The sequence below is a fragment of the Streptomyces sp. SPB074 genome, from assembly GCF_000154905.1.
Classification (GTDB): domain Bacteria; phylum Actinomycetota; class Actinomycetes; order Streptomycetales; family Streptomycetaceae; genus Streptomyces.
The window spans coordinates 5,725,565-5,727,472 of record NZ_GG770539.1; the positions used below are offsets into that span (position 1 = coordinate 5,725,565).

Genomic DNA, 1,908 nt, shown 5'->3' on the forward strand with positions numbered 1-1,908 from the left:
CCGGCCCGCCGCGGCGCGGGGCCCGCGTATCGCGTGCGCTCGTACGGGGGACACGCGCCCCCGGACACGCGCTACGGCGCCCCCGTACGAGCGACACGCGGCCCCCGCCGGACCCGGGCGCACCCACCGGCTCGGGGCAACCGGGCGGGGTGACGTCGCCCGGGAGGAAGAAAACCTCGTATGGTCATGTGCGTGTTGGAGGAGATGCGGATACGGTCGCTCGGCGTCATCGACGACGCGGTGGTGGAGCTGTCACCCGGCTTCACGGCCGTGACGGGTGAGACCGGCGCGGGCAAGACGATGGTGGTCACGAGCCTCGGGCTGCTGCTCGGCGGACGTGCCGACGCGGCACTCGTGCGGATCGGCGCGAAGTCGGCCGTGGTCGAGGGCAGACTCACGCTGCCCCCCGGCTCCGCCGTGGCGCGGCGGGTCGAGGAGGCCGGCGCCGAACTCGACGAGGACGCGCTGCTCATCAGCCGTACCGTTTCCGCCGAGGGCCGCTCGCGCGCCCACCTCGGGGGCCGCTCCGTGCCCAACGGGGTCCTCGCCGAGCTCGCCGACGAACTCGTCGCCGTGCACGGCCAGACCGACCAGCAGGGTCTGCTCAAGCCCGCCCGGCAGCGCGCCGCGCTCGACCGGTACGCGGGCGTCGCCGTTCCGCTCGCCGCCTACCGCACCGCGTACCGGGGCCTGCGGGCCGTCGCGAGCGAGCTGGACGAGCTGACCACGCGCGCCAGGGAACGCGCCCAGGAGGCCGACCTGCTCCGCTTCGGCCTGGACGAGATCGCCGCCGTCGAGCCGCTGCCCGGCGAGGACGCCGAACTCGCCGCCGAGGCCGAACGCCTCGGCAACGCCGAAGCCCTGCGCGCCGCCGCCGCCGGGGCGCACACCGCGCTCGTCGGCAACCCCGAGGACCCCGAGTCCATCGAGGCCACCTCCCTCGTCGCCGGGGCCCAGCGTGGCCTCGACGGCGCGGGCGCCCACGACCCCGCCCTCGCCAAGCTCGCCGGGCGCCTCGGCGAGATCGGCATCCTCCTCACCGACGTCGCCGGGGAACTCGCCGGGTACGCCGACGACCTCGACGCCGACCCGCTCCGGCTCGCCGCCGTCGAGGAACGCCGCGCCGCGCTCGCGCAGCTCACCCGCAAGTACGGCGAGAACAGCGACGCCGTCCTGGAGTGGGCCCGTACCTCCGCCGAGCGCCTGACCGAGCTCGAAGGCGACGACGAACGCATCACCGCGCTCGCCGCCAAACGCGAAGGGCTCGCCGCCGAACTCGCCGCGCTCGCCGCCGAGCTGACCGCGGCCCGTACCGGGGCCGCCGAGCGCTTCGCCGAGGCCGTCACCGCGGAACTCGCCTCGCTCGCCATGCCCCACGCGCGCGTCAGCTTCGCCGTCTCGGCGACCGAGGCCGCCGAGGAGAGCGAAGGCGTCGTCATCGACGGACGGCGCCTCGCCTACGGCCCCTACGGCGTGGACGAGGTCGAACTGCTCTTCGCCCCGCACCCCGGCGCGGCCCCCCGGCCCATCGCCAAGGGCGCCTCGGGCGGTGAGCTGTCCCGCGTCATGCTCGCCGTCGAGGTCGTCTTCGCCGGGACCGACCCCGTGCCCACGTACCTCTTCGACGAGGTGGACGCCGGGGTCGGCGGCAAGGCGGCCGTCGAGATCGGGCGGCGGCTCGCGAAGCTCGCGCGCGGGGCGCAGGTCGTCGTCGTCACCCACCTGCCGCAGGTCGCCGCCTTCGCCGACCGGCAGCTCCTCGTGGAGAAGACGCACGACGGGAGCGTCACCAGCTCGGGCGTCAAGGTCCTGGAGGGCGAGGCCCGGGTGCGGGAACTGTCGCGGATGCTCGCCGGGCAGGAGGACTCCGAGACGGCCAGGGCGCACGCGGAGGAACTGCTCGCCGCA

General features: G+C 75.7%; 1 protein-coding gene. It reads left to right on the forward strand.

Annotation, left to right across the window (positions count from 1 at the left end):
• Positions 1-180: 180 nt before the first annotated feature.
• On the forward strand, positions 181-1,908 hold a 1,728-nt coding region (recN, locus tag SSBG_RS24250), incomplete at its 3' end, for a DNA repair protein RecN (RefSeq protein WP_008748708.1).